Annotated in this window: 20 protein-coding genes and 1 riboswitch; of the genes, 13 read left to right on the forward strand and 7 right to left on the reverse strand. The window is 67.2% G+C overall.

Translation table 11 applies throughout. From position 1 onward, the window contains the following. Window positions 1–208: 208 nt before the first annotated feature. The 4 genes from pncA to ACM0PB_RS13525 form a co-directional block, all read right to left on the reverse strand. Window positions 209–835: a bifunctional nicotinamidase/pyrazinamidase gene (pncA, locus tag ACM0PB_RS13510; RefSeq protein WP_235649704.1), complete on the reverse strand. Its 627-nt coding sequence runs from the start codon at window positions 833–835 to the stop codon at window positions 209–211. Between the two features lie 55 nt (window positions 836–890). Continuing rightward, a complete protein-coding gene (locus ACM0PB_RS13515; RefSeq protein ID WP_061480745.1) occupies window positions 891–1,562 on the reverse strand; it encodes an epoxyqueuosine reductase QueH in 672 nt (223 codons plus the stop codon). Window positions 1,563–1,701: 139 nt separating this feature from the next. Further along, window positions 1,702–1,915: riboswitch (cobalamin riboswitch) on the reverse strand. Between the two features lie 98 nt (window positions 1,916–2,013). Beyond that, window positions 2,014–3,423, reverse strand: coding sequence for a nicotinate phosphoribosyltransferase (locus tag ACM0PB_RS13520; RefSeq protein WP_414603798.1), 1,410 nt, complete (start codon window positions 3,421–3,423; stop codon window positions 2,014–2,016). Between the two features lie 65 nt (window positions 3,424–3,488). After that, entirely contained in the window at window positions 3,489–4,538 is a 1,050-nt protein-coding gene (locus ACM0PB_RS13525) for a bifunctional nicotinamide-nucleotide adenylyltransferase/Nudix hydroxylase (RefSeq protein WP_414604762.1), read from the reverse strand. 239 nt (window positions 4,539–4,777) lie between these two features. On the opposite strand from ACM0PB_RS13525, the gene ACM0PB_RS13530 reads away from it, so the two are divergent. Continuing rightward, window positions 4,778–6,625 (forward strand): patatin-like phospholipase family protein, encoded by a 1,848-nt coding sequence (locus tag ACM0PB_RS13530; RefSeq protein ID WP_065178417.1) that lies wholly within the window; start codon window positions 4,778–4,780, stop codon window positions 6,623–6,625. Between the two features lie 43 nt (window positions 6,626–6,668). After that, window positions 6,669–7,106 carry a YfbO family protein gene (locus ACM0PB_RS13535; protein ID WP_065185588.1) on the forward strand — a complete coding sequence of 146 codons (438 nt, stop codon included), beginning with the start codon at window positions 6,669–6,671 and terminating at the stop codon, window positions 7,104–7,106. 426 nt (window positions 7,107–7,532) lie between these two features. Here ACM0PB_RS13535 and ACM0PB_RS13540 read toward each other — a convergent pair whose 3' ends face one another. Continuing rightward, window positions 7,533–8,900, reverse strand: a complete 1,368-nt coding sequence (locus tag ACM0PB_RS13540) for a helix-turn-helix domain-containing protein (protein WP_065196016.1) — start codon at window positions 8,898–8,900, stop codon at window positions 7,533–7,535. A gap of 115 nt (window positions 8,901–9,015) precedes the next feature. On the opposite strand from ACM0PB_RS13540, the gene ACM0PB_RS13545 reads away from it, so the two are divergent. The 5 genes from ACM0PB_RS13545 to mmsB are packed head-to-tail and all read left to right on the forward strand — an operon-like array spanning window position 9,016 to window position 14,555. After that, complete coding sequence (locus ACM0PB_RS13545; protein ID WP_005420657.1) at window positions 9,016–10,521, forward strand: CoA-acylating methylmalonate-semialdehyde dehydrogenase; 1,506 nt, start codon at window positions 9,016–9,018, stop codon at window positions 10,519–10,521. A gap of 14 nt (window positions 10,522–10,535) precedes the next feature. Then, a complete protein-coding gene (locus tag ACM0PB_RS13550; protein ID WP_065185591.1) occupies window positions 10,536–11,702 on the forward strand; it encodes an acyl-CoA dehydrogenase family protein in 1,167 nt (388 codons plus the stop codon). Next, window positions 11,699–12,496, forward strand: coding sequence for an enoyl-CoA hydratase (locus tag ACM0PB_RS13555; RefSeq protein WP_139726615.1), 798 nt, complete (start codon window positions 11,699–11,701; stop codon window positions 12,494–12,496). The genes ACM0PB_RS13550 and ACM0PB_RS13555 overlap by 4 nt, the downstream gene beginning before the upstream one ends. Continuing rightward, window positions 12,493–13,668, forward strand: a complete 1,176-nt coding sequence (locus tag ACM0PB_RS13560; protein ID WP_164093131.1) for an enoyl-CoA hydratase/isomerase family protein — start codon at window positions 12,493–12,495, stop codon at window positions 13,666–13,668. The genes ACM0PB_RS13555 and ACM0PB_RS13560 overlap by 4 nt, the downstream gene beginning before the upstream one ends. Then, a complete protein-coding gene (gene mmsB, locus ACM0PB_RS13565; RefSeq protein WP_005420650.1) occupies window positions 13,665–14,555 on the forward strand; it encodes a 3-hydroxyisobutyrate dehydrogenase in 891 nt (296 codons plus the stop codon). The genes ACM0PB_RS13560 and mmsB overlap by 4 nt, the downstream gene beginning before the upstream one ends. Before the next feature lie 320 nt (window positions 14,556–14,875). On the opposite strand, the gene ACM0PB_RS13570 is transcribed toward mmsB, so the two are convergent. After that, window positions 14,876–15,301: an organic hydroperoxide resistance protein gene (locus tag ACM0PB_RS13570; protein ID WP_004153735.1), complete on the reverse strand. Its 426-nt coding sequence runs from the start codon at window positions 15,299–15,301 to the stop codon at window positions 14,876–14,878. Window positions 15,302–15,412: 111 nt separating this feature from the next. Continuing rightward, window positions 15,413–16,393: a cation diffusion facilitator family transporter gene (locus ACM0PB_RS13575; RefSeq protein ID WP_065185593.1), complete on the reverse strand. Its 981-nt coding sequence runs from the start codon at window positions 16,391–16,393 to the stop codon at window positions 15,413–15,415. Window positions 16,394–16,601: 208 nt separating this feature from the next. Between ACM0PB_RS13575 and ACM0PB_RS13580 the strand changes: the two genes are divergently transcribed. From ACM0PB_RS13580 to ACM0PB_RS13605, 6 genes are all read left to right on the forward strand, one after another. After that, entirely contained in the window at window positions 16,602–18,056 is a 1,455-nt protein-coding gene (locus ACM0PB_RS13580; protein ID WP_065178425.1) for a SulP family inorganic anion transporter, read from the forward strand. 155 nt (window positions 18,057–18,211) lie between these two features. Continuing rightward, window positions 18,212–18,805: a lysozyme inhibitor LprI family protein gene (locus ACM0PB_RS13585; RefSeq protein WP_053498749.1), complete on the forward strand. Its 594-nt coding sequence runs from the start codon at window positions 18,212–18,214 to the stop codon at window positions 18,803–18,805. A gap of 25 nt (window positions 18,806–18,830) precedes the next feature. After that, the gene (locus ACM0PB_RS13590) at window positions 18,831–21,218 is read left to right on the forward strand and encodes a VgrG-related protein (protein WP_414603801.1); all 2,388 of its coding nucleotides are present in this window, start codon (window positions 18,831–18,833) and stop codon (window positions 21,216–21,218) included. Window positions 21,219–21,312: 94 nt separating this feature from the next. Next, window positions 21,313–22,344: a tRNA dihydrouridine(20/20a) synthase DusA gene (gene dusA, locus ACM0PB_RS13595; RefSeq protein ID WP_235649708.1), complete on the forward strand. Its 1,032-nt coding sequence runs from the start codon at window positions 21,313–21,315 to the stop codon at window positions 22,342–22,344. 212 nt (window positions 22,345–22,556) lie between these two features. After that, window positions 22,557–22,931 (forward strand): hypothetical protein, encoded by a 375-nt coding sequence (locus tag ACM0PB_RS13600; protein WP_414603802.1) that lies wholly within the window; start codon window positions 22,557–22,559, stop codon window positions 22,929–22,931. A 73-nt stretch (window positions 22,932–23,004) separates the two neighbouring features. After that, on the forward strand, window positions 23,005–23,688 hold the full coding sequence (locus ACM0PB_RS13605) for a response regulator transcription factor (RefSeq protein WP_004136763.1): 684 nt from the start codon (window positions 23,005–23,007) through the stop codon (window positions 23,686–23,688). The last annotated feature ends 17 nt before the right edge of the window (window positions 23,689–23,705 follow it).

The raw sequence follows: 23,705 nt of genomic DNA on the forward strand, positions 1-23,705 counted from the left end.
TGCAGAGATCCCGAGGTTGCCGGCCAGCGGCCGGCACTACCGAATCCTGATTTCATCCAATGAAAAGCCCCCGGTTCGGCCGTCCCGCGATCTGTAGGGGGGCGTAGTTAGGGGGCTGGATGAATCGATTGTGTTGTTGTGGGCAGGAGCGCGCAAGCGGCATAAGCGACGTGCGCGGTAGCGCCGGGCCATGCCCGGCGGTCACGCCTCAGGCGATCGCGATCCCTGCCTTGCCCAGCGCTTCGCGCACCATCGCGTCGTTGGCCTCGGTCACCGGCCGGGTCAGGTCCCACAGGAACTTCACCCGGAAGCCGGATTTCACCGCGTCCTGCGCGCTCCACAGCACGCAGTAGTCGCGTGCCAGGCCGCACACGTGCACCTCGCGGATGCGGCGCTCATGCAGCCAGCCGGCCAGGCCGGTGGCCGGGCGCTCGCCATCGGGGCCGTGGTTCTCGCGGAAGGCGCTGTACGAATCCACCTGTGGGCGGGTGCCCTTGCGCAGGATCAGGTCGGCCACGGTCCAGTCCACGCCCGGGTGCAGGTCGGCACCCGCGCTGCCCTGCACGCAGTGGTCCGGCCACAGGGTCTGCGGCTGCGCGTGCAGCAGGATGGTTTCGAACGGTCGCTTGCCGGGGTGCTGGCTGGCGAACGAGGCGTGGTCGGCCGGGTGCCAGTCCTGGGTCGCCACCACGGTGCGGTAGCGACGCTGTGCCAACAGATCGCCAATCGGTGTTACCAGCGCATCGCCCTGGTCGCAGGCCAGCGCACCGCCGGGCATGAAGTCCGGCTGCAGGTCGATCACCAGCAGGGCGACATCGGCGGGCAGGGCAATCATGGCAGATCCACTACATCAGAAGGAGCGACCAGCGTGGCCGCCCCATGCCTGCACGTCAATCGCCCTGCGGCGCCTCAGCGTCCTGCCCGTAGTACAGCAGGCCGATCCTGATCCGCTCGCGGCCGTTCTCGCGGCGGTGGCGGTTGGCATCGCGCAGCGAGTACACGCAGCCGCAGTACTCCTGCTGGTAGAACTGCTCGCGCTTGCTGATCTCGATCATGCGGCTGGCACCGCCGCCCTTGCGCCAGTTGTAGTCCCAGTACTGCAGGCCTTCATAGCGCGACGCCGCGCGGATGCCGCAGTCGTTGATCTGCGCCATGTTCTTCCAGCGCGAGATGCCCAGCGACGAACTGATGGTGTCGTAGCCGTGCTCGTGCGCGTACAGCGCGGTGCGTTCGAAACGCATGTCGAAGCACATCGTGCAGCGGATGCCGCGCTCGGGCTCGTTCTCCATGCCACGCGCACGGCTGAACCAGTTGTCGGTGTCGTAGTCGCAGTCGATGAACGGAATGCCGTGCTGCTCGGCGAAGCGGATGTTCTCCTGCTTGCGCAGCTCGTACTCCTTCACCGGATGGATGTTGGGGTTGTAGAAGAAGATCGCGTAGTCGATCCCGGAAGCGGTGATCGCCTCCATCACTTCGCCCGAGCACGGCGCGCAGCACGAATGCAGCAGCAGGCGCTTGCCATCGGCGGGCAGGGTCAGGGTGGGGCGTTGGAACTCGGTCATCGTGGCGTGCGTCAGGGCGTGGGAGCGGTCTGGCCGGTTACCGTGAACAGGACGCGCGCGGCCACGCCGCCTGTACGTGCAGGCGGGCGATGGCCCCGGCGCCCTCCCCGCGGAGAGTCCAGGTCGAATCAGGGGACGGTCGTGTCCCCCGGCCGGGGCCGGTATTCGGGCTGATGGACACGGGCCGCAGCCCACCTACTCCCTGCCGCTTCCCAGGCGCGAGCCCAGTGCTGTTGGCAGGATTCGTTTCCATTCACCGCTGCGGGGCAGCTCCGGAATGGGCGCACGAAGCGCCTTCACCGGATTCCCGTTTAACTCCCTGCCGCCATCCAGCCACGGCAGGGATACCTTCGGCGTGCCCACGGTGGACGCGTTGCCGGCGTGGGTCAAGGGGCACCGGGGTCGGAGCCCTTTGCGCTGCAACGGGATCCGACCCCGGTCGGGATGCGCCTCAACGCCCCGCCGCAGCCCGCGCGCGGATCTCATCCAAGCGCTGGTCGTGCAGCAGGCGCCCGTTCTCCCACACGGTCACCATCGCATCCTCGAAGCCGGTCGGCAGCGCCTCGTCACCGCTGGGAGGCAACGCCACCGTGTGCAGGCTGCCGTCATCCAGGCTCCGCAGCAGGCGCATGCGGCCACGCTTGCTGGTCTTGCCGGCATCGGTGACCGGGTCCTTGTAGACGTCGATCCACTCACCCTCGACCCGTGCTGCCGAGCACTTCAGCGCGAACTTCTGGGTGTCGCGGTCCAGCCGCTGCAAAAGCGCGCCGCCCATGCCGAAGGCCACATTGTCGGCGGCGTAGCCGTCTTCGGTGATGCGCTGCAGGATGGCGCGGATCGTATCCGGGTTGATGCCATCGCCCTGGATCACCCGCACGTGGTTGAGTACGCGGTAGCCCTTGCCGTTGAGGGTGTGGCCGAATGCTTCATCCAGCCGGCGCAGGCTTTCGGCCACCACGTCCACCGGGTCACCCGAGTCGGGGCGGATGACCAGGGTGGCGCCCGAAGCGATCACTTCATCACGCAGCGTCGTGCCCCAGTGTTCACTGATCGCGCGGTAGATGTCATAGCTGTCCGACACCACTGCCACGATCGCGCCCGGCTTGCCGAACTGGCGCAGCATGTTGCGGTAGGCGTCCACTTCGCGCTCGCGGCCCCAGCTGGTGATGGTGCTGTGCTCGGCGGCGGGAATCGAATAACCGGCCATCGGCGCGTGATAGTGCGCGCGGGCCAGGCACAGGGCCGAGACGGTGTCGGTGCCGAGGAAGTTGACCAGGTGTGCGGCACCGCCCAGCGCGGCCGATTCCAGGCTCGATACACCGCGGGCGCCGAAGTCGTGCAGCTTGAACGGCAGCTGCCCCTGCGGATCGTCGCTGGTCTGCTGCAGGAACGCAGCAATGGTCTGCCGTGCATGCCAGCTGATGGTGGCCACGGTGACCGGGTACCACACGCGCAGCAGCAGCGTTTCCAGGTACGACGGCACCCAGAATGCAGCCGGGTCGGTCGACTCGACGGTCATCAGTGCCTGGTGGGTGGGTACCACGCTACCCTCGGGCACGGCACGGATGCGCACCGGCAGGTGGCCGCCGAGCCGATCGACGATATCGCGCCAGCCGGCTTCGTTGAACGGCTCGCCATGGGCGGCGAATACCGCAGCTGCGTCGTCGATGTCGGCGTGGGTGACCGGCCGTGCCAGGGCGTCCTTGAGGATCGCCTGCAGGCCGAAGAACACCGTGCGATCGTGCAGGCCGCCACGTGATTCCACGTAGAAGAACGTGGCATCGGTACCCGGCGGGTACTGCAGCCAATGGCTGGCCTTGTAGCTGTCGGTGTTGAGGAGAAGGTTATCGAGGTAGTGCATGACGGAAGCTCCTTCGCGTCGAGTGACACCAGCGGTCTATCCGCCGGTGGGGAGAGCCGGGCAGGTCAGCCGCGGCCGAGGAAATACTCCAGGATGTGCAGGTGGTCTTCGAACAATTGCGGGCCCATGTCCAACGCCTCACTCACCGGTATCCAGCGCGCCTTGTCGGCGTCGTCGCCACCGCGCACCGGCGGCAGGTCACCGGCCGGGAATTCGAAGTGGAAACCGTGGGTGATGGTGCGGCCGCGCTGGCTGCGGTCGGGGTGGTCGAATACCTGCTGGCCCTTCAGCGAACCCTTCAGCACCGGCAGCGGAATCTTAAGGCGGGTTTCCTCGCGCAGTTCGCGCAGGCAACTGTCCAGCAGGCTCTGCTCCTGGCCAACGAAACCGCCGGGCAGCGCCCACAGGCCCTTGCCGGGCTCCGAACGGCGCCGTACCAGCAGCACGTGGCCCGAATGCACCACCACCGCATCGGTGGTGACGAAGGTGGGCGCGTAGGGCGCATCCTTCCAGGCGGCCTTGTACTGTTCGATGAAGCGGTACTCGGCCACCAGCTGGGCATACGCAGGCGCGCTTTTGCGGAACGCTTCGAGCATGTCGTACACCGGCGCCGGCACATTGCCACGCAGCATCAGCAGCGCGCCGTGGAAGTCGACGTCGCCGGCTTCGAACAGGTAGCGCCGCAGCTCGGTGGCCGACAGGGTGGCGGTGTGCTGCACGTCCACCAGCGGCCATTGCGGGAACTCCCGCAGGTAGTAGCTGGAGGCATCCTTGTCCATGCCGATCAGGCCCACCTTTGCATCGGCGGCGGCACCGTCGTTGCGCAGGGCGTCGGCCACCTGGCGCTGCACGCTGGCGATCCACTGTGCTTCGTTGTACAGGTGGTCACGCAGCGGGCGGATCAGCAGGCGGTCGGTGTGGCCATCGAGGGCGGCCTGGATCATCACGGCGCGTTCGGCCACGGTCCAGGGATTGCGGAGGCTGCGGGGGGTATCGGCAGAGCCGACCAGGAAGATCAGCTTGCGGGCCCGGCTCAGGGCCAGGCGGGCAACGGCGGCGTGGCCGTTGTGGAAGGGCTCGAATCGCCCGATGAAGACGAGATAGTCGAATTCCATGAGAATCCCTCATGTCGTTGTGGCAGCCGCGGGTCTGTCCCTTGGCTTGCTGCAGATGCTACGCCGATGGTGTATCCGGTCAAGCCTGCAGGCCTGCCATCTGCTGAACGCCGCAGATTCCTGCCCGGACTGCGGTGGTGTTCTCAGGCCCTGAGAAGCCGCTGCGCCATACTGGCATCCACGCGGCGGACGGTAGGCTCGGGGGCAAGACGGTGGCGGACAAGTACTGCGATCTGGTCATGAAAGGCGGCATCACCAGCGGCATCGTGTACCCCAACGCGGTACTGGCGCTGGCACGCGAGTATCGGTTCAAGAGCATCGGCGGCACCTCTGCCGGCGCCATCGCTGCGGCGGTGGCGGCTGCGGCGGCATACGGTGATCGGCGCCAGCAGGCCGGCGAGCACCTGCCCGGTGATGCCGGTTATGGCGGGCTGTCGGCGGTGTCGGCGCAGTTGTCGCGGCGGGGGTTCATCTACAGCCTGTTCCAACCGGCGCGGGGCGCGCGTGCGGCCTATCGGCTGCTGGTGGTGCTGACCGGCAATGCCAGCTTGCCGCACAAACTGCTGTGCCTGGCGGTGGCGGTATTCGAGATCGCGCCGCTGGAAGTGCTGGTGTCGCTGGCGCTGCTGCTCGGTCTGGGCGGGTGGGGCGGTGGTTGGAGCGGCGTGGCCGCGACGCTGCTGCCGTCGCTGCTGTGCGCCTACGGTGCAGGCGTGGCCGGAGCCGCGCTGCGCGTGGCGCGCGTGGCCCGGCGCAACCTGCTGGGCCTGTGCAGTGGCCTCGGTCGCGATGCACGTAAACCGGCATTGACCGAGTGGCTGCATGAATGCCTGCAGCAGTTGTCCGGCAAGCCGCTGGATGCACCGCTGACCTTTGCCGACCTGCATGACGCGCCGCGCTATGCCGGCGAGCCGGACAGCCCGCATGCGATCAGCCTGCAGATGATCACCACCTGCGTATCGCACAACGAACCACGCACACTGCCGCTGGGCGGCGCGCAGTTCTGGTTCCTGCGCGAGGAGTTCGAGCAGTTGTTCCCCGCCAGCGTGGTGCAGTGGCTGGTGACGCAGGCCGGCCCGCCGCTGGAGGTGGAAGGGCGCCGGTACTACCACCTGCCGCAGGGTCCGAAGCTGCCGGTGCTGGTGGCCACGCGCATGAGCCTGAGCTTCCCGTTGCTGATCAGCGCGGTGCCGCTGCATGAGCCCTCGCGCCGCGAACGCCGCTGCGAACCCACTGCACCTGCCGCCGACCAGGAACACAACGTGGCCGACAGCATGGAAGGGCTGACCAGCGCCGGGCAGACCTGCGGCCCGGTGATTACCGCGTTCCGCATCTGCTGGTTCTCCGATGGTGGCATCAGCAGCAACTTCCCGATCCATCTGTTTGATGCCGCCCTACCGCGCTGGCCGACCTTCGCCATCAACCTGGTCTACCCGCAGCATGCCGAGGACGTGGGACGTGGCAGTGATGGCCGACAGGCGCTGGAACGTGCCGTGTTCCTGCCCACCGAAAACCGCCACGGTTGGCAACGGCATTACCAGTCCATTGCCACGCCGCTCGCCGCAGCCGAGCTGGGGCGCTTCCTGTTCGCAGTCGTGGCGACCATGCAGAACTGGCGTGACCTGCTGCAGGCACGCGCGCCGGGTTACCGCGACCGTATCGTGCACGTCAGCCTGCAGGGCGACGAAGGCGGCATGAACCTGGACATGCCGCAGGAGGTGCTGACCCGCATCGCCGACAAGGGCAGCCTGGCGGGCGCGCGCTTCTGTTCGTTCTCGTTCGGGAACCACTACTGGATCCGCTGGCGCAACCTGGCCTCGGCCTATCAGCGCTACACGTTGGAAGTGGCGCGTACCGACGACCCGGCGCAGCAGGTGCTGGCCTATCGCGCGGCGTACTCGATGGTTGCCCGTGGCGAGCCGGCACCGCCGTCGTACAAGCTCGGCTCGGAAGACAAACGTCGCGGCTCGCAGCAGCTGTGGGCGCAGATGGTCGAGCAGGGCCGCACGTGGGAAGACCTTGGCCCGGACCTGACCGACGGCGCACCGCGCCCGCTGCCGCAGATGAAGGTGACGCCGATCTACTGAGCGCGATCGATACAATCGTGCTTCATGTCGCAAGGAGCTGTGGATGTCTGCCCGCCAGGAACTGCTGGATCTGCTTGAACGCCTCGATACTCGCGACCCGGAACACCTGCCGGTGGTGCCACTGGCTGCGTACTTCGAAGGCAATGATTTCGAAGAATGCATCGCGCCCAACCAATGGGGTTTCGGCCGCCCGCCGATTGCCGAGCTGTACGCGCGCCTGGCCGTGATTGCAGCGAAGCCTGAAGTGGAAGGCGTGTACGTCGGCCTGCACCAGGACTGGGGCAGTGCATTGGAAGACGACAGCGAATGGCCTGCTGCGGAGAACGTGCATGTGCTGACCAGTGCCGACGTCGAGACCGTGGAAGGCTGGCTGCAGGGTCTGGAATGCGACGGTGTGGGCGAAGGCTGGCCGTACGGCCAACACATCGACGCACCTGTGCCCTCGGAAGGCCACCGCGTACTGACCGTGTTCTGGGACTAAAACGCGCCAACCAGGGTTGGCACCTACCAGTAGAGCCACGCCACGCGTGGATGCATTCCAAAATGAGAATTCATCCGGATGGGGTGGGTCCGGTGGCAGGGGCGTGAGCCGCATGGGCCCGAGGCGTGCCTCGGGCGGGTTGGGCAGGACGCCCAACCCCGCTCTTGCCGTGTGCGCAGGACAGCGCACACGAGCAAGCGGCGACCGAGCTTACATGGGTGAGGACGCTTTGCTTGCGAAGCACTGCTTCGCAAGCGCCCGAACGCACAGCCGCCAGCGGCTGGGCCGGGCCCCGGAGGGGTACTTGCAGCGTCCCCTGCAACCGGACCCACCCCGCCAACCCACGGAATGCCCGCTTTTGCCTTTGAGGTTGCCGGCCAGCGGCCGGCACTACCGCAGGTGCGGGGCGCAGCCCTGCAAAACCCCCTACCTGCCCGGCAACTGCGCGAACGCACGCTGCATGCAGTCCTCGCGTGGGCACACCCGGCAACCCGGTCCGATCGAAACCGAGTTCCCTGGGCTCTGCACATCCAGCCCCAGCGAATACACCATGCGTTCGGCATGCTGCAGATCGCAGCCCAGCGCCACCGCGAAGGTCTTGCGGGGCTGGCCATGGCCCACCGGGCCACTGCTGACCTGCCGCGCCAGCCAGAAATGGCGGCGGCCATCGGGCATGCGCGCGGTCTGGGTAAGGATGCGGCCTGGCTGGTTGAACGCCTCGTAGACGATCCATAGCGGGCACGAGCCGCCCACCTGCGAGAAGTGGAAGTCGGTGGCCGAATGGCGCTTGGATACGTTGCCCGCGCGGTCCACGCGGATGAAGAAGAACGGCAGGCCGGGCGCACTGCGCCGTGCCAGCGTGCTCAGCCGGTGGCAGACCGCCTCGAAGCCGACGCCGAACTGGTGCGCCAGCAGTTCGATGTCGTAGCTGCTGGCCTCGGCCGCACGCAGGAAGCGCATGTAGGGCATGACCAGCGCGCCGGCGAAGTAGTTCGAAAGACCCACCCGCGCCTGCGCGATGCGCGCGTCATCGGTGAAGCCCGCACGCGCCACCACCGCGTCGATCTGCGGCAGGTAGCCGTGCAGGGCCAGTTCGGCGGCCATCTGGAACGCCTGCTGGCCTGGCTCCAGGTAGTCCGGCAGCCACAACCGGCGCGTGCCGGCATCGTAATGGCGCTTCTCGCGCCCGGCCTGCAGTGCGGCCACTTCCACCAGCACGCCGTGGCGGTCGGCCAGCAGCTGGCGCAAGCGCGGCGCCACATGCCCAGGCGATAGCCCCCACTCGGCGAACAGGCGCTCGGCCAGTTCGTCCAGCTCGGGAATATGGTTGTGCATGCGGTTGAAGAACTCGCGTACCTGGTCGCCGGCCGGCAGGGTGCTGCCGGCGCCGGGCTCGCCCAGCTGGAATTCCAGCGCGGCGGCATGCTCGCGCAGTGCCAGGTGGCGGCGGTGCAGGTCCAGCAGCGCACGGCTGACCTGCGGCAGGTTGCCCGCCAGGGTGCGCAGTTCGGTGGCGCTGACTTCGGCCAGGCCCAGGTCGCGCAGGGTCTCGCCCAGCGCTTCCTGCAGCGCGGCGGGCTCATCTTCGTCGAACAGTGCGGAAACATCGCCGAGTACCTGGCCCAGCTTCTTCTGCACGGCCGGGGTCAGTGGGCGCTTGTTGCGCTCGATCTGGTTCAGGTAGCTGGCCGACAGCCCTAGCGCCCGCGCCAGGTCAACCTGGCTGTAGCCGCGCTGTTCGCGCAACCGCCGCAGGCGCAGGCCGAGTTGCCGCTGGGGAGCTGAGGGATTCACAGAATTAACAGGAATCGTGGGGCGTGTTGGCCAGATTAAGCGGATTCAGCCCAGAAATCGAGCTGGGTGCTGTGAATAATGCCAAGCATCTTTCGCACCCTGTGGGATTGTCGTCATGACTGTTGCAGCGCCCCGTATCCGCATGCTGATCGATGGCCAGTTCGTTGAATCGGCCACCTCCCACTGGCAGGACGTGATCAATCCGGCCACCCAGGACGTGCTGGCCAAGGTGCCCTTCGCCACCACCGGCGAAGTGGACGCCGCCGTCGCCGCCGCCAAGGAAGCCTTCAAGACCTGGCGCAAGACCCCGATCGGCACCCGCGCGCGCATCTTCCTGAAGTACCAGCAGCTGATCCGCGAGAACATGAGCGAGCTGGCCCACATCCTCACCGCCGAACAGGGCAAGACTCTGCCCGACGCCGAAGGCGATGTGTTCCGCGGCCTGGAAGTGGTCGAGCACGCCGCCGCCATCGGCAACCTGCAGCTGGGCGAGCTGGCCAACAACGTGGCCAATGGCGTGGACACCTACACGATCATGCAGCCGCTGGGCGTGTGCGCCGGCATCACACCGTTCAACTTCCCGGCGATGATCCCGCTGTGGATGTTCCCGATGGCGATTGCAACGGGCAACACCTTCATCCTCAAGCCGTCCGAGCAGGACCCGATGGTGACCATGCGCCTGGTCGAGCTTGCCCTGGAAGCCGGCATTCCGAAGGGCGTGCTGAACGTCGTCCACGGTGGCGAAGAAGTGGTCAACGCGATCTGCGACCACCCGGACATCAAGGCCGTGTCGTTCGTCGGTTCCACCCGCGTCGGCACCCACGTCTACAACCGCGCCTCGCTGGCCGGCAAGCGCGTGCAGTGCATGATGGGCGCCAAGAACCACGCCGTGGTGCTGCCGGACGCCAACAAGGAACAGACCCTCAACGCGATGGTCGGTGCCGCCTTTGGTGCCGCGGGCCAGCGCTGCATGGCCGCCTCCACCCTGGTGCTCGTCGGTGAGGCGCGCAACTGGGTGCAGGACCTGGTCGAAAAGGCCAAGACGTTGAAGGTCAGCGCCGGCACCGTGTCCGGCACCGACGTCGGCCCGGTCATTTCCTGCAGCGCCCGCGAGCGCGTGGAAGGCCTGATCGCCTCGGGCGTGGAGCAGGGCGCCAAGCTGGTACTCGACGGCCGCAACCCGCAGGTCGATGGCTTCGAGAAGGGCAACTTCGTCGGCCCGACCATCTTTGCCGGTGTCACCACCGACATGCGCATCTACCAGGAAGAAATCTTCGGGCCGGTGCTGGTCATCCTCGAAGCAGAAACGCTGGAAGACGCCATCGCGATGGTCAACAGCAACCCGAACGGCAACGGCACCGCACTGTTCACCCAGTCCGGCGCGGCCGCGCGCAAGTTCCAGGAAGACATCGACGTCGGCCAGGTCGGCATCAACGTGCCGATCCCGGTGCCGGTGCCGCTGTTCTCGTTCACCGGTTCGCGCGCCTCCAAGCTGGGTGACCTGGGCCCGTATGGCAAGCAGGTGGTGCTGTTCTACACCCAGACCAAGACGGTCACCGCGCGCTGGTTCGATGACGAGACGCTGAGCCACGGCGTCAACACCACGATCAGCCTGAAGTAACGGCAGGAGCAGCCATGAGCCACTCGATGACGACGGAACTGGAAGAAGCGCAGCAGGCGTACCGCGAGGCGGCGCGCGACTTCGCACAGGCCGAACTGGCGCCACACGCCGCGCGATGGGATGCGGAGGGCATCTTTCCGCGCGAGGCGATCGCCAAGGCCGGTGAACTGGGCTTCTGCGGTCTGTACATGGACCCGGAAGTGGGCGGCAGCGGCCTGAGCCGGCTGGACGCCGCCGTCGTCATCGAGGAGCTCGCCAACGTCGATCCGTCGACTGCGGCCTACATCAGCATCCACAACATGGCCTCGTGGATGGTGTCCACGTGGGGCCAGCCAGCACTGCGCGATGCGTGGGGCACTGACCTGTCCTCGGGCAACAGGCTGGCCTCGTACTGCCTGACCGAACCGGGTGCCGGCTCCGATGCGGCCTCGCTGAAGACCACCGCCGTGCGCGACGGCGATCATTACGTGCTGAACGGCTCGAAGGCCTTCATCTCCGGCGCCGGTGCCACCGAACTGCTGGTGGTGATGGCACGTACCGGCGGTGCCGGTGCCGGCGGCGTCAGCGCCATTGCAGTGCCGTCGGACCTGCCGGGCATCAGCTTCGGCCGCAAGGAAGAGAAGATGGGCTGGAACAGCCAGCCCACCCGTGGCATCACCTTCGAAAACGTCCGCGTGCCGGTCAGCCACCTTCTGGGAGAGGAAGGCGGCGGCTTCAAGCTGGCGATGAAGGGGCTTGATGGTGGCCGCATCAACATTGCCGCCTGCTCGCTGGGTGCCGCGCAGGGCGCGCTGGATGCCGCGCGCCGCTACATGGGCGAGCGCCGCCAGTTCGGCAAGGCGCTGGCCGAGTTCCAGGCGCTGCAGTTCAAGCTGGCCGACATGGTCACCCAGCTGGTGGCCGCGCGGCAGATGGTGCACACCGCCGCACGCAAGCTCGATGCCGGGGCCAGCGATGCCAACGTATGGTGCGCGATGGCCAAGCGCTTCGCCACCGATGCCGGCTTCAACGTCTGCAATGAAGCGCTGCAGATCCACGGTGGCTACGGCTACATCCGCGAGTACCCGATCGAGCGCCTGCTGCGTGACTGCCGCGTGCACCAGATCCTGGAAGGCACCAACGAGATCATGCGGGTGATCGTTGCCCGTCACCTGCTCAACACCGAAGAGGAACTGCGATGAAGGATTGGCGTACCCAGGAGCACGTGGGCCTGAAGGTCGAGGCCGACGGCCACACCGCCGTGGTCACCCTGAACAACCCGCCGGCGCACACCTGGACCGTGCACAGCCTGTCGGCGCTGCGCGACCTGGTCGGCGCGCTCAACGCAGACCGTGACGTCTACGCACTGGTGATCACCGGTGACGGCGAGAAGTTCTTCTCCGCCGGTGCCGACCTCAACCAGTTCGCTTCCGGCGACAAGGCCGCAGCGCGCGAAGCCGCGCGCCGTTTCGGCGAAGCCTTCGAGGCGTTGTCCGGTTTCCGTGGCGTGTCGATCGCCGCGATCAACGGCTACGCGATGGGCGGAGGCCTGGAATGCGCACTGGCCTGCGACCTGCGCATCATCGAAGAGCACGCCCAGGTGGCGCTGCCGGAGGCCACCGTCGGCCTGCTGCCGTGCGCCGGTGGCACCCAGAACCTGCCGCGCCTGGTTGGCGAAGGCTGGGCCAAGCGCATGATCCTGCTGGGTGAGCGCATCAACGCCGAGACCGCGCTGCGCATCGGGCTGGCCGAAGAAAAGGTCGGCAAGGGCGAAGCCAAGGCACTGGCGCTGGAATGGGCGAAAAAGGCCGGCAAGCAGAGCCCGACCAGCATCGCCGCCTGCAAGACCCTGGTGCAGTCCACCCGCACCGGCACCCACGCCTCGGCGCTGGTGGCCGAGCGCGAAGCCTTCGTCGACCTGTTCGACACCGCCGACCAGGTCGAGGGCGTGACTGCCTTCCTGGAAAAGCGCGCCGCGCAGTGGAAGAACGCATGAGCGCCGACACCGCTGCCGACGACGCACCTGTGCTGTTCGAGGAGCGCGTGGCCGGTAACGGCGTGCGCATCGGCCTCGCCACGCTCAACGCGCCGCGCACGCTCAATGGCTTCTCGCTGCCGATGGCACACCTGCTGCTGGAGCAGTTGAACGCTTGGGCCGACGACGACGGCATCGCCATGGTGGTGCTGCAGGGTGCTGGCGAAAAGGCGTTCTGCGCTGGCGGCGACCTGCACAGCCTGTACAAGGCCATGGTCGCCTTCCGTGAGGACGGCCGCAGCGACATCCGCGAGAACGACTACGCCGCCGAGTTCTTCGACGTCGAGTACCGCGTCGATTACCTCATCCACACCTATACCAAGCCGATCCTGTGCTGGGGCCACGGCATCGTGATGGGCGGTGGTATCGGCCTGATGTCCGGCGCCAGCCACCGCGTGGTCAGCGAGCGCTCCAAGCTGGCCTTCCCGGAAATCACCGTTGGCCTGTTCCCGGATGTCGGTGGCAGCTGGCTGCTGCCGCGCGTGCCGGGCAAGGGCGGCCTGTTCCTGGCCCTGACCGGCGCGTTGCTCAATCCGGGCGATGCCATCTATGCCGGCCTGGCCGATGTGCACGTGGCTGAAGAACGCCGCAGCGCGGTGTTCGATGCGCTGCTGCAGGTGGCCTGGTCCAGTGATTCCGCACACAACCACGAACGCCTGACCCATCTGCTGCAGTCGCATGCCAGTGATGCTGCGACCGGTCCGCTGCTGGCCAACGCGGCGCAGGTCGATGCGTTGTGCGAAGGCGATGACCTGCCCGCGATCATCAAACGCATCAGCGCGCTGCAGACCGACGATGCCTGGCTGCAGGCGGCACAGAAGACGCTTGCCGCCGGCGCGCCCGGCTCGGCACGTCTGGCGTTCGAGCTGCAGCGCCGCAGCGCCGGCCAGGACCTGGCCAGCGTCTACCGGCTGGAGTACATCACCGCGCTGCACTGCGCCGCCCACGGCGATTTCGCCGAAGGCATCCGCGCACTGCTGATCGACAAGGACCGCAATCCGCAGTGGAACCCGGCCACCCTGGCCGAGGCCACCGGCGCGTGGGCCGACACCTTCTTTGCTTCCCCCTGGGCCGCTGCCGCGCATCCGCTGGCCGACCTGGGCACTCCCCTTGTTGAAAGGAGCCTTGCATGAGCCGCATTGCATTCATCGGGTTGGGCAACATGGGTGGCCCGATGGCCGCCAATCTGGTCAAGAACGGCCACACCGTGCGCGTGTTCGATCTGGTCCCGGCTGCGGTGCAGGCCGCCGTCGATGCCGGTGCCAGCGCGGCGTCGTCGGCACGCGACACCCTGGCCGATGCGGAAGTCGTGATCTCGATGCTGCCGGCCAGCCGCCACGTCGAAGGGGTGTACCTGGGCGATGACGGCATCCTCGCCGCCATCCCAGCGGGTGCACTGGTCATCGACTGCAGCACGATCGCACCGGCCAGTGCCCGCAAGGTTTCCGAAGCGGCCGCCGCGCGTGGCCTGCAGATGATCGACGCGCCGGTCTCCGGCGGTACCGCGGGCGCCCAGGCCGGCACCCTGACCTTCATCGTCGGTGGCGAAGAGGACGCGCTGGAACGCGCTCGCCCGGTGCTGCAGGCGATGGGCAAGAACATCTTCCATGTCGGCGCCAGCGGTGCCGGCCAGGTCGCCAAGCTGTGCAACAACATGGCGCTGGGCGTGATCATGGCGGTGACCGGTGAAGCCATCGCGCTGGGTGTTGCGCACGGGCTGGACCCGAAGGTGCTGTCGCAGATGATGGCGGTCAGCACCGGCCGCAGCTGGGCCACCGAAGTGTGCAACCCGTGGCCGGGCGTGCTGGAAAATGCGCCGGCCTCGCGCGGCTACAGCGGCGGTTTCGGCAGCGATCTGATGCTGAAGGACATGGGCCTGGCGGTGGAAGCGGCGATGAGTGTCGGCGCCTCGATCCCGCTGGGCGAAGTGGCCCGCAACCTGTACTCGATGAACCACCAGGCCGGCCGCGGCAAGCTGGATTTCTCCAGCGTCGTGCAGCTCATCACCAGCGACCGGTAACCGGTCGCTGGTCCGCGCATTCCACCTTATCCCCGCGCCGTTGGCGCACCCCCTTGAACAACAAGGGGGCTCTCCTCCAGAAGGATGGATGCGCGCCGTAGCGAATGCGTCCCCGGCCACGTGCCGGGGCCCACCCGAGGTGGGATGGGCGGATGCTCGGTTTCGACCGGCATCCGCCCATTTTTTTGGGGGGGGGCTGATCACTGGGGTCGGATCCCTTTCGCAACGCGAAAGGGCTCTGACCCCATATAGCCGTGCCGGGCCTGGGATGGGGTCAGAGCCCTTTGCTGTTGGCAAAGGGATCCGACCCCGGCGCTGCATCAGGCAACGATCAGCGTCACGTCGATGTTGCCGCGGGTGGCATTCGAGTACGGGCACACGATGTGCGCCTTCTGCACAAGCTCTTCGACCTGCTCGCGCGGCACGCCCGGCACGTTGATGGTCAGCTCGGCCTCGATGCCGAAACCGGTCGGGATCTGACCGATGCCGACCTTGCCGGTGACGGTGGTGTCGGCCGGCAACGCGACCTTGGCCTGGCCGGCCACGAACTTCAACGCGCCCAGGAAGCAGGCCGAGTAGCCGGCGGCGAACAGTTGTTCCGGGTTGGTGCCCGGGCCGCCGGCGCCGCCCAGCTCGCGCGGGGTCGACAGCTGGATGTCCAGCACGTTGTCGGAGGAGACGGAACGGCCTTCGCGGCCGCCGGTAGAGGTGGCCTGGGCGGTGTACAGAACCTTTTCGATGGACATCGGGATGCTCCTGGTCAGTGGGTGGGTGTTGCGTTGGAGCCTACTTTGCCCGCTTTCCGCGTACGTTGGGTTGCAACGCGTACGAAAAACTTGATCAATCGTCCTGCCGGCCTAGATCGTCCACTCGCGGTCGGTGGTGAACATGATGGTCAGCCAGCGGTCCGGCGAGGCCTCGCCCAGCGCTTCGCCGATCTCGTCGCGCAGCCGGTCCCATTCCACCAAGGGCCGCGGCGGGTCGTCTTCCGGCACCACAAAGAACAGCTCGATCTGCTCGCCACGCCCCACCTGCGCGACGTAGCTGCGGTGCTCAACGAAGCCGTGCCTGGCCACGATCGCGCGTGCCACCGCATCCACATGCGCCTGCAGTTCCGGCGGGGTGACCAGCAGGATGCCGGCCAGCGCCCGGCGCACGGTGCCGAGCGGGGCGATCATCACCAGCACGCAGACGAAGGCGAGGATGGCCGGGTCGATGTACGGCCCGACCCAGGCCCAGGAGGTGCCCTGCACCAGCACGCCGCCGAGGAAGGCCAGCAGGTAGCAGGCCGACATGCTGGCCGCGATCACCCAGTTTTTCGCATCCAGTGCGATGAACTCCGAGCCGATGCGGCGGTTGGCGCGCAGCACGAACCAGGCCAGCGCACCTTCGCCGACGATCGACAACCCGGCGAAGGCGATGGCCGGACCGAGCGCGATGTGGCGGCCGCCGGACATCAGCGCGTCGACCGCATTGACCAGCGCATACAGCGCAGCGCCGATCATCAGCGTGCCGCTCACCCCCAGCACGATCGGCTCCAGGTGCCAGAAGCCCATGGTGAAGCGCTGGTTGAGCCGCGACTGCAGCGCGTCGGTGCTGGTGGACAGTGCGATCAGCCGCGCGACCAGCAGTGACAGCCAGGTCATCACCACATCGATCAGGCCGTAGATGCCGTCGAAGATGATCAGCGAGGAATTGGCCAGCAGGCCGAACACTACCGCTGCCGCGGCCAGCAGCAGTGAGCCTGCGATGGACAGGCGCAGCACGCCTTGTTCGGTGGCGGGATCGAAGAACTGTGCGTGGTCGGTGGCCATGGCGCGATTGTAGAGCGGAGCCATGCTCCGCTGCCGTTGCGGACTGTCGACGCTGTCCCTTGGCAGCCCTGTGCCGTAGACTGCGTCCCTCCCACGTACCGATTCCCGCCTGCAGTGATCACGCCACCCTGACCCTTGCCGCATCTCGGCAGCCGGCCCGCCCGGCTCAGGAACCCGCGTCTTTCCACTGCAGCGCCATGCGGCCACGCCCGCGTGCGCGCGGAGTTTTTCCATGCAAACGTCCTACCCCCTGCGCCAGCAATGGCTCGGCAACATCCGTGGTGATCTGCTGTCCGGCATGGTCGTCGCCCTGGCCCTGATTCCCGAGGCCATCGCCTTCTCGCTCATCGCCGGCGTCGACCCCAAGGTTGGCCTGTACGCCGCGTTTTCCATCGCGGTGGTCACCGCCATCGCTGGCGGCCGGCCGGGCATGATCTCCGCCGCCACCGGTGCAATGGCGCTGGTGATGGTCGACCTGGTCAAGGACCATGGCCTGCAGTACCTGTTCGCCGCCAGCATCCTGGCCGGCCTGCTGCAGGTGCTGGCCGGTGTGTTCAAGCTTGGGTCGCTGATGCGATTCGTCTCGCGCTCGGTCATCACCGGCTTCGTCAACGCGCTGGCGATCCTGATCTTCCTGGCGCAGATGCCGGAACTGATCGGCCGCGGTCCCACCGTCTACGTGCTGTGTGCCGCCGCACTGGCGATCATCTACCTGCTGCCGCGCCTCACCCGCGCTGTGCCTTCGCCGCTGGTGGCAATCGTCGTGCTCACCGCCGTAGTGATCGGCTTTGGCGTGGACGTGCGCAGTGTTGGTGACATGGGCCAGCTGCCGGACAGCCTGCCGCAGTTCCTCATCCCCGATGTACCGCTCAGCTGGGAAACGCTGCGCATCCTGCTGCCGGTGTCGGCCACGCTGGCCGTGGTCGGCTTGCTCGAATCGATGATGACCCTGCAGATCGTCGAGGACATCACCGAGACGCCCAGCGAGCGCAACCGCGAATGCGTCGGCCAGGGCGTGGCCAACACGGTCACCGGGTTCCTCGGCGGAATGGCCGGCTGCGCGATGATCGGCCAGTCGGTCATCAACGTGACGTCTGGTGGCCGCGGCCGCCTGTCCTGCCTGGTGGCCGGCGTGCTGCTGCTGGTGCTGGTGGTGTACGGCAGCGACCTGGTGCGGCAGATCCCGATGGCTGCGCTGGTGGCGGTGATGATCATGGTCAGCATCGGCACTTTCAGCTGGCGCTCGCTGCGCGACCTGCGCACGCATCCGCGCAGTTCCTCGGCCGTGATGTTGCTGACCGTGGTGGTCACCGTGGCCACCCACGACCTGGCCAAGGGCGTGCTCAGTGGCGTGCTGCTGTCGGCGCTGTTCTTCGCCCGCAAGGTCGGCCGCATGCTGGAGGTGCAGCGCGAGGATGCCGGAGACACGCAGGTCTACCGCGTACGCGGGCAGGTGTTCTTTGCGTCTGCCGGCCAGCTGGGCGCGGCGTTTGACTACCAGCACGTCGCGCCGAAGGTGCAGATCGACCTGCGTGACGCCCACCTGTGGGACCTGACCGCAGTGGCCGCGCTGGAACGTGCGCAGGAAAAGCTGGCCGCGCATGGGGCGGAGGTGGTGGTGGTAAGCCTCAATGTGGCTAGCCAGACGCTGATCGAACAGGTGGGCGGGCGCGCGGGCGGGCATTGAGGCTTACGCATCCTGCTTCTGCGACGAGGTGCACGCATTCTGAATCCGGTCAGGCATCTGAAACCGGCGCTCGCGTAGCATGCGTTTCCTGATGGGGCCGATGGACGGCCCCGCGTTGACGGGCCACGCGCCTGGATGCCAAGGAGATGCAAGCAATGCAGGGAATAAACCACCTTCCAGCGGCCCCCCGTGAAACGTTCGGCAAGGCTGGGGCCATCGCCCTTGCGCTGGCCTTTGGCCTCAGCCTGGCGGCATGCCAGGCCAAGAGCCCGGAGGCGGATACGGCAGCTGCTCCCGCGGCCGCCGCGCCGGCCACTGCATCGCCGCCCGCCACTGCAGAGCCTGCACGTGCCGCACCTGCCACGACGGTGGCCGATGCCGATGACCAGGACATGCCGCCGCAGCGCCCGGATGATTCCTACAACAAGGCGACGTTGCGGCCGCAGTATGCTGCATGCGTGAGATCCAGCGGCGGCGAGACATCGGCACTGCAGGCGTGTGGTGATGACGAGCTTGCTTGGCAGGAGCAGCGGCTCGAGCAGGCTTTCATGAAGATCGTTGACGGCCCCGATGGCAAGGACAAGGACAGGCTGATGGACGAGCAGGCTGCCTACATGTCCGATACCAATCGCTACTGCAGCTGGAACCCTGCCGAAGACGGGCAGGGGCAGATGCTGGACGCGCAGTCCTGCCGGATCAATCGCACCGCCAACCGTGCCGATGTGCTGCAGGCACTGACCTCAAAGTAAATCCCCCGCAAAGGAGTGCAGGAAGATGGATGTTGTGACCCAGGCAAAGCAGGCAATGGACAGCTGGCATCGCGGCCAGACGTCGGCGCATTTCGAAACCGGAGGTCGTGGCCCCGGCCACGTTTCCACCGGCAGGGGCGACCATGGTGGCGTGTCGTATGGCAGTTACCAGTACGCCACCAACGTTGGCGGCGTGGACGAATACGTCGCCGCCTCGCGCTATGGCAACCGCTTCAACGGCCTGCAGGCAGGAACCCCGGCCTTCACCGAACGCTGGAAGGAAGTGGCGGCGGCCGATCCGGCAGGGTTTGCCAGGGATCAGCACGACTTCATCCAGCACCAGTACTACGACGTGCAGATGGGCCGCCTGAAGGATGTAGGCATTGATCTTTCCGGCCGTGGTCCGGCCGTGCAGGACGCGCTGTGGAGCACCTCGGTGCAGTACCGCGGCATGACACGTTCGGTGTTCCAGAAGGGTCTCCAGCAAGCCTACAGCGAAGACTTCAAGCTGGCTGAGCTGAGTGACGAGCAGATTGTCCGCGCGGTGCAGGACTACAAGCACGCCAACGTGCAGTCGCACTTCCAGAGCTCGCCCACCCTGTGGGATTCGCTGCGTGATCGTGCGCTCACCGAGAAGAACGCGCTGGTCGGGCTGGCGCGCTACGACCAGGTCAACCAAAACCCCGAGGCTTACCGGGGCAAGGATTACCAGCAAGCGTTCGGTGAACCTGAGCCGGGCCGGCGCGGGCAGCGCGCGGCCGCATCGGCGATGGCCGACGGCGTGCTGGCACCCGGCGAGCACGGTACCGAGGTCCAGGCCCTGCAGGCCAAGTTGATCCAGGCCGGCCATACCGGCCGCAACGGGCAACCTCTGACAGCCGATAGCCACTACGGTGCCAACACCGAGCATGCAGTGCGCGAGTTCCAGCAGGCGCATGGGCTGACCGTTGATGGCAAGGCCGGCCGGCAGACCCTGCAGGCTCTGGATACGGTGGTACGCGAGCACACGCCGGCGCAGCCTGTGGCACCGGCCACGCCTGCTGCGGCACCCGCACCCGCGACTGCGCGCGAACCCGATGCCGCTGCCGCACCCGGTGGCCAGCGCATCGTCGTGGTCGAACCCTTTGGCAACGGCAGCAGCAACCGCACACTGCGTCATGGCACCAGTGGCGAGGATGCCTACCGCGAACTGAAGATCCATCACCCCAACACCAACGCCGAGGCCGTGCGCACCGGCAATGCCGCCAAGGCTGACCGCCCGTCGGCAATGGTCGAGGGCGAGCTGGAAACGGTGCGGACCCGTGGTGATCGCAACGGCATTCCGCTGGTGCACAAGGATCTGATCCTGAGTACTTCGCGCGGCGACCGGGAAGTGATGATTCCCAATCCGGTCGCGGGCTACGTGCAGGTCAACAACGACAAGTGGAACTCCATCAGCATCTGGAGCCATCCGGCCGGGCATCCGCAGCGTGAACTGGTCGGGCAGGTGCTGCATGGTGCACGTGGAAGCACCCCCTACAAGACTGGTGATTTCGTCGAGTACGGCGCGCCGTTGATCCGCCAGTCCGATGCCGGCACCCCGGGTGCCGTGCACGCACATATCGAGCTCGAGCCGGACCAGTACCGCAGGTTCCTGGGTGACATGCTCAATGACCGCATCACCCTGGGCGGCAAGGTCCACGCGCAGGGCCCCGAGGCCGCGCAGGCCGCACGCAGTGCACAGCAGGCGCCGATGGCCGATGGCGTGCTGAAGCAGGGCGAGCGCGGCGATGAGGTCAAGGCCTTGCAGGGCAAGCTGGCGGCGCTGGGCTATGCCGGGGCCGATGGCAAGCCGCTGCACGCCGATGGTGTGTATGGCAAGGACACCTTTGCGGCGGTCAAGCAGTTCCAGGCCAACAACGGCCTGGACGACGATGGCAAGGCAGGCCGCAAGACCCTGGCGCAGGTCGATGCCCCCAACGCGGTCAAGGCCGGTACCCCGCCGGCGGCACCGGCCCGGGCCGAGCCCGCAGAGCCGGCCAGCATGCGCGACCCCGGGCACGCCGACAACGCGCGCTTCGGCCAGGCGCTGGGCAAGCTGCAGGCGCTGGAGCAGCAGCGTGCCCAGGCCGGCCTGAAGCCACTGTTCGCCAACCCGCAGGAGGTTGAGCGGGCGGCCGGCCAGCTGGCGTACGAAAGCAAGGTGTCCGGGATGCGCCAGATCGACCACGTCGTGGCCCGCCCCGACGGCACCGGTCTGTTTGCGGTGCAGGGCGAGCTGGGCGACCCGGCGGCGCAGCGGACCTTCGTCGACCGCCAGCAGGCGGTATCGCACTCGGTCGAGGCCAGCAGCCGGCAAAGCGAAGCGCTGGACAGCCAGTTCAACCAGCGTGCGCAGGAGCAGCAGGAACAGGTGCGCAACCGCGGGTTGTAAGCCACGCGGCGACCCCGGGGCCGGTCGAGCGGCCAGTCCCGGCGCCACCCGCCGCCGTTCAGCCGTCCGGTGTAAACTATTGATCTCACTGGCAATGCCAGTCTCCCCGATCAACACCCCGATGACGTCCGCCACCGCCCGTTACGCCGATTCCCTGCGCCTGTCCGTGGCCCCCATGATGGACTGGACCGACCGCCATTGCCGCGTGTTCCACCGCGTGCTGGCGCCGGGTGTGCGCCTGTACACGGAAATGGTGCACGCCAATGCGGTCATCCACGGTGATCGCGAGCGCCTGCTCGGCTTCGACCGCAGCGAGCAGCCGCTGGCGCTGCAGTTGGGGGGCAGCGACCCGGCGCTGCTGGCGCAGGCCGCGCGCATCGCCGCGGAGTGGGGCTACGACGAGGTCAACCTCAACTGCGGCTGTCCGTCCGACCGCGTGCAGGCCGGGCGTTTTGGCGCCTGCCTGATGCGCGAGCCGGCGCTGGTAGCCGACTGCGTGGCGGCGATGGTCGACGCGATCGGGATCCCGGTGACGGTGAAGTGCCGCCTGGGCGTGGACGAGGACAACGACTATGACGTGTTCGCCGCCTTCGTCGACCGCCAGGTCGCCGCCGGTGCCGCAATGGTGGTGGTGCATGCGCGCAACGCGTGGCTGAAGGGCCTGTCGCCGAAGGAGAACCGCGAGGTTCCGCCACTGAAGTACGACTGGGCCTACCGCCTGAAGCAGGAGCGCCCGGCGCTGCCGGTGGTGCTCAATGGCGGCCTGGCCAGCATCGAGGCGGTGCAGGCGCAGGCCGCGCACGTCGATGGCGTGATGCTGGGCCGCGCGGCCTACCACGACCCCTACCTGCTGCATCAGCTGGAGGCGCTGCAGACCGGCGCGCCGTTGCAGGCGCGCGGTGACCTGCTGCGCACGCTGCGTCCCTACGTGGAAGCGCGCCTGGGCGAAGGTCTGGCACTGAAGCACATCACCCGCCACCTGCTCGGCCTGTTCCACGGCCAGCCCGGTGGCCGCGCGTTCCGCCAGGTGCTGAGCGAGGGCGCGCACCGCCCGGGCGCCGACTGGAGCCTGGTCGAGCAGGCGCTGTCGGTCACCGAGCGCGAAGCCGATCGTGCCGCAGCGTGACCGCAGTCACATTCCTGACTTGACAAGGGACGGCGATTCGTCCCGAATGTTCACCTAGCTGAACATCGCAGGGCTGCGGCCGGAAAAGTTCAGACCGGATTCACTGCCCCAAACCAAGAATTTGCAAAGGAATTGTAAAGGCCGGGTCCCGCACCCGGCTCCCGGATTTACGACTTTTGAACGAATCGCCGTGCTCGGCTAGGATCGCATCGATGTCTTCCGCTCCCTTCCATTGCCGCATTGCCCTGGCCACCTGCGTGGTGCTGTCGGCTGCGCCGCTGTCGTCGGCGCTGGCGCAACAGCCGCCGCGCGGCGAGCAGGCACGGGCGGAAATGATGGATCGGAGAGAGCGCGGCAACCGTGGCGACGAGCGTTCGCTGTCCGATGCCGTGCGCCGCGTGCAGCGCAGCACCGGCGGCCACATCCTCGGCGCCGAGCGCGTGCCGTTCGATGGTCGTGATATCAACCGGGTGAAGTACATGGACGACCGGGGCCGGGTCCGCTACATGGACGACCCCGCCCCGTCGCGTTCACAGCCGCGCACGCCGCGGTCGGATATGTCATCACTACGCGGCGATAACCCCTGAACAGGGATAGTCGTCGGTATCAACCCGTACCCCACAGGCCTCCGGGCCACACCCAGGACACTAGGGAGAGTTCATGCGTATCCTTCTGGTCGAAGACGAAGCCCCGCTGCGTGAGACCCTGGCAGCCCGGCTCAAGCGCGAAGGCTTTGCCGTCGATGCTGCGCAGGACGGCGAGGAAGGCCTCTACATGGGGCGCGAAGTTCCGTTCGATGTCGGCATCATCGACCTCGGCCTGCCCAAGATGTCGGGCATGGAGCTGATCAAGGCCCTGCGTGACGAAGGCAAGAAGTTCCCGGTACTGATCCTGACCGCGCGTTCGAGCTGGCAGGACAAGGTCGAGGGCCTGAAGCAGGGCGCCGACGATTACCTGGTCAAGCCGTTCCACGTGGAAGAGTTGCTGGCCCGCGTCAACGCGCTGCTGCGCCGCGCCGCCGGCTGGAGCAAGCCGACCCTGGAATGCGGCCCGGTCGCCCTGGACCTTGCTGCCCAGACGGTCAGCGTGGCCGGCAGCAATGTCGACCTGACCAGCTACGAGTACAAGGTGCTGGAGTACCTGATGATGCATGCCGGTGAACTGGTCTCCAAGGCCGACCTCACCGAACACATCTACCAGCAGGACTTCGACCGCGACTCCAACGTGCTGGAGGTCTTCATCGGCCGCCTGCGCAAGAAGCTGGACCCGGATGGAGAACTGAAGCCGATCGAGACCGTGCGCGGTCGCGGCTACCGTTTCGCGATCCCGCGCAACGAGGGCTGAGCCGGCTCACCCTGGCG

Source organism: Stenotrophomonas sp. AR029 (genome assembly GCF_047520695.2).
Classification (GTDB): domain Bacteria; phylum Pseudomonadota; class Gammaproteobacteria; order Xanthomonadales; family Xanthomonadaceae; genus Stenotrophomonas; species Stenotrophomonas sepilia.

What these genes read in the sequence shown, in the direction of transcription:
- ACM0PB_RS13545 (WP_005420657.1), top strand. Translation starts at nt 9,016, where the DNA reads ATGACTGTTGCAGCGCCCCGTATCCGCATGCTGATCGATGGCCAGTTC.
- ACM0PB_RS13600 (WP_414603802.1), top strand. Translation starts at nt 22,557, where the DNA reads ATGTCTTCCGCTCCCTTCCATTGCCGCATTGCCCTGGCCACCTGCGTG.
- ACM0PB_RS13520 (WP_414603798.1), bottom strand. Translation starts at nt 3,423, where the DNA reads ATGCACTACCTCGATAACCTTCTCCTCAACACCGACAGCTACAAGGCC.
- ACM0PB_RS13580 (WP_065178425.1), top strand. Translation starts at nt 16,602, where the DNA reads ATGCAAACGTCCTACCCCCTGCGCCAGCAATGGCTCGGCAACATCCGT.
- ACM0PB_RS13515 (WP_061480745.1), bottom strand. Translation starts at nt 1,562, where the DNA reads ATGACCGAGTTCCAACGCCCCACCCTGACCCTGCCCGCCGATGGCAAG.
- pncA (WP_235649704.1), bottom strand. Translation starts at nt 835, where the DNA reads ATGATTGCCCTGCCCGCCGATGTCGCCCTGCTGGTGATCGACCTGCAG.
- ACM0PB_RS13530 (WP_065178417.1), top strand. Translation starts at nt 4,778, where the DNA reads ATGAAAGGCGGCATCACCAGCGGCATCGTGTACCCCAACGCGGTACTG.
- ACM0PB_RS13570 (WP_004153735.1), bottom strand. Translation starts at nt 15,301, where the DNA reads ATGTCCATCGAAAAGGTTCTGTACACCGCCCAGGCCACCTCTACCGGC.
- ACM0PB_RS13585 (WP_053498749.1), top strand. Translation starts at nt 18,212, where the DNA reads ATGCAGGGAATAAACCACCTTCCAGCGGCCCCCCGTGAAACGTTCGGC.
- ACM0PB_RS13575 (WP_065185593.1), bottom strand. Translation starts at nt 16,393, where the DNA reads ATGGCTCCGCTCTACAATCGCGCCATGGCCACCGACCACGCACAGTTC.
- ACM0PB_RS13605 (WP_004136763.1), top strand. Translation starts at nt 23,005, where the DNA reads ATGCGTATCCTTCTGGTCGAAGACGAAGCCCCGCTGCGTGAGACCCTG.
- ACM0PB_RS13535 (WP_065185588.1), top strand. Translation starts at nt 6,669, where the DNA reads ATGTCTGCCCGCCAGGAACTGCTGGATCTGCTTGAACGCCTCGATACT.
- ACM0PB_RS13555 (WP_139726615.1), top strand. Translation starts at nt 11,699, where the DNA reads ATGAAGGATTGGCGTACCCAGGAGCACGTGGGCCTGAAGGTCGAGGCC.
- ACM0PB_RS13550 (WP_065185591.1), top strand. Translation starts at nt 10,536, where the DNA reads ATGAGCCACTCGATGACGACGGAACTGGAAGAAGCGCAGCAGGCGTAC.
- ACM0PB_RS13590 (WP_414603801.1), top strand. Translation starts at nt 18,831, where the DNA reads ATGGATGTTGTGACCCAGGCAAAGCAGGCAATGGACAGCTGGCATCGC.
- ACM0PB_RS13560 (WP_164093131.1), top strand. Translation starts at nt 12,493, where the DNA reads ATGAGCGCCGACACCGCTGCCGACGACGCACCTGTGCTGTTCGAGGAG.
- ACM0PB_RS13525 (WP_414604762.1), bottom strand. Translation starts at nt 4,538, where the DNA reads ATGGAATTCGACTATCTCGTCTTCATCGGGCGATTCGAGCCCTTCCAC.
- dusA (WP_235649708.1), top strand. Translation starts at nt 21,313, where the DNA reads ATGCCAGTCTCCCCGATCAACACCCCGATGACGTCCGCCACCGCCCGT.
- mmsB (WP_005420650.1), top strand. Translation starts at nt 13,665, where the DNA reads ATGAGCCGCATTGCATTCATCGGGTTGGGCAACATGGGTGGCCCGATG.